Annotated in this window: 1 protein-coding gene; it reads left to right on the top strand. The window is 51.4% G+C overall.

The window, feature by feature from the left end; translation table 11 throughout:
* The coding region (locus ACUVJL_RS11930; RefSeq protein ID WP_445246044.1) for a HEAT repeat domain-containing protein at positions 1-2,999 on the top strand (2,999 nt) is incomplete at both ends.

Here is a 2,999-nt window from a genome sequence, read left to right as displayed (position 1 = left end):
CGGGTGGAAAAGCCACCGGAGGATCGATCGCAACCTCGATCCGCACAAAATAAACCAGAAACGAAAATCGAGCGGCTGGAAGTGCTGGCGGGACTCCGCAAGTACGTGCAGCAGGGAAATGTGCTGCTAGTGGGCAAGCCGGGTTCGGGAAAATCGACGGTTTTGCAGCGTTTTCGGTGGGAATGGGCATCAGAAGCGCTCAATGAGGGCGATCGACCAATTCCGGTGTTGGTGCAGTTGAGGAGCGATCGCTCCATTTTAGAAGCAATCTGTGCCGAATTTCGACAGGCAAAGCTGAGAGTTTGTCCGGAAGAGGTGGATGATTTGCTGCTGGATGGCAGGTTGCTGCTGTTGCTGGATGGGGTGAATGAGATGCCATCGCAACAAAGGCGGCAGGATTTGCAGCTATTCCACGACGAAAATCCCGATACGCCGATGATTTTCACGACGCGGGATTTGGCGCTGGGCGGATCTTTGGGCATTGAGAACAAGCTGGAGATGTGCGCGCTGACGCAACCGCAAATGCGGGAGTTTGTGCACAAGCATTTGCCGCAACATGGGGATTTGCTACTGCGACAATTGCGCGATCGCCTGCGAGAGATTGCCGAAACGCCGTTACTACTGGAAATGATGTGTAAGGTGTTTAAAAATAGCGGGAAAATTCCCCAGAGTAAGGGCCAGTTGTTTCAGGAGTTCGATCGCCAGTATGAGGAGTTTAAGCGCGGTGCGTTGGTTTCGGATGATTTTCGGCGCTTCAAGTCGGAGGTTTTGCAGCAGTTGGCTTTTGTGATGTTGCAGGGTGACTCGCAGCCCCCCACGGATGGTTGGGTGGCGATTAATCGCGATCGGGCTGAGGGGATTTTGGAGTGCTGGTTGCGCGATCGGGGGGTGGTGGATGCGCCAACGAAGGCGAAGGAGTGGCTAGAGGATTTGCTGGAGCACCATCTGTTGCAGGTGGCGGCAAAGCCGGAGGAAATTGAGTTTCATCACCAATTATTTCAGGAGTATTATGCGGGGCGGGCGTTGCTGAAACTGTTGGTTGAAAGGCATATTGATGCGATCGAGGATGAACGGTTGCAGCATTTCTATTTGAATTATTTTAAATGGACGGAGCCTCTGGCGTTCATGCTGTCGTTGTTGCGGGATGAGGTGCAGGCGGTGCGGGTGGTGCGGCTGGCCTTGGATGTGGATTTGAGGCTGGGGGCGCGGCTGGCGGGGGAGGTGCAGCGGGTGTTTCAGCAGCGCACGGTTGGGTTGGTGGATGAGTTGGATGTGCCGGGGTGGTTGAAGGTTGAGCTTTTGGAGGAAGTGCGATCGGATGAGGCGATTGCGAGATTACTTAAACTCCTTGAACATTCAGACTCTGATGTGCGTAGGATGGCGGCAGATGCCTTAGGCAATATCGGTGACGCTCAGGCGATTCCGGGATTACTTAAACTCGTTGAAGATTCAGACTCTTATGTGCGTATGAGCGCGGCAGATGCCTTAGGCAAAATCGGTGACGAAAAGGCGATTCCGGGATTACTTAAACTCCTTGAAGATTCAGACTCTTATGTGCGTATGAGCGCGGCAGATGCCTTAGGTAATATCGGTGACGCTCAGGCGATTCCGGGATTACTTAAACTCCTTGAAGATTCAAACTCTTATGTTCGTATGAGGGCGGCAGATGCCTTAGGCAAAATCGGTGACGAAAAGGCGATTCCGGGATTACTTAAACTCGTTGAACATTCAGACTCTTATGTGCGTTGGAGCGCGGCAGATGCCTTAGGCAAAATCGGTGACGCTCAGGCGATTCCGGGATTACTTAAACTCGTTGAAGATTCAGAGTCTGATGTGCGTTGGAGCGCGGCAGATGCCTTAGGCAAAATCGCTGACGAAAAGGCGATTTCGGGATTACTTAAACTCGTTGAACATTCAGACTATTCTGTGCGTAGGATGGCGGTAGATACCTTAGGCAATATCGGTGACAAAAAGGCGATTCCGGGATTACTTAAACTCGTTGAACATTCAGATTCTTCTGTGCGTTGGATGGCGGCAGATGCCTTAGGCAAAATCGGTGACAAAAAGGCGATTCCGGGATTACTTAAACTCGTTGAACATTCAGGTTCTTCTGTGCGTAGGAGCGCGGCAGATGCCTTAGGTAATATCGGTGACGCTCAGGCGATTCCGGGATTACTTAAACTCGTTGAACATTCAGAGTCTGATGTGCGTAGGATGGCGGCAGATGCCTTAGGCAATATCGGTGACGCTCAGGCGATTCCGGGATTACTTAGACTCCTTAAAGATTCAAACTCTGATGTGCGTATGAGCGCGGCAGATGCCTTAGGCAAAATCGGTGACGCTCAGGCGATTCCGGGATTCCTTAAACTCCTTGAAGATTCAAACTCTGATGTGCGTAGGAGCGCGGCAGATGCCTTAGGCAAAATCGGTGACGAAAAGGCGATTCCCGAGTTACTTAAACTCGTTGAAGATTCAGAGTCTTCTGTGCGTTGGAGCGCGGCAGATGCCTTAGGCAAAATCGGTGACGCTCAGGCGATTCCGGGATTACTTAAACTCCTTGAACATTCAGAGTCTGATGTGCGTTGTATGGCGGCAGATGCCTTAGGCAAAATCGGTGATGCTCAGGCGATTCCGGGATTACTTAAACTCGTTGAACATTCAGACTATTCTGTACGTAGTAGCGCGGCAGATGCCTTAGGCAAAATCGGTGATGCTCAGGCGATTCCGGGATTACTTAAACTCGTTGAAGATTCAGACTATTCTGTGCGTAGGATGGTGGCAGATGCCTTAGGCAATATCGGTGACGAAAAGGCGATTCCGGGATTACTTAAACTCGTTGAAGATTCAGACTATTCTGTGCGTAGGATGGCGGCAGATGCCTTAGGCAATATCGCTAAGCAGCACGCAGAGAAAGTCGCCCCCCATCTCCCCCACCTCCTTACCTTAATCCCCTCCGAATTGGGCAAAGAATTTCACCGCCTCATCCTCGCCATCCCAGC

It is taken from the genome of Microcoleus sp. OTE_8_concoct_300 (assembly GCF_031383065.1).
Classification (GTDB): Bacteria; Cyanobacteriota; Cyanobacteriia; order Cyanobacteriales; family Microcoleaceae; genus Microcoleus.
This window is presented reverse-complemented; position numbering and strand designations above follow the sequence as displayed.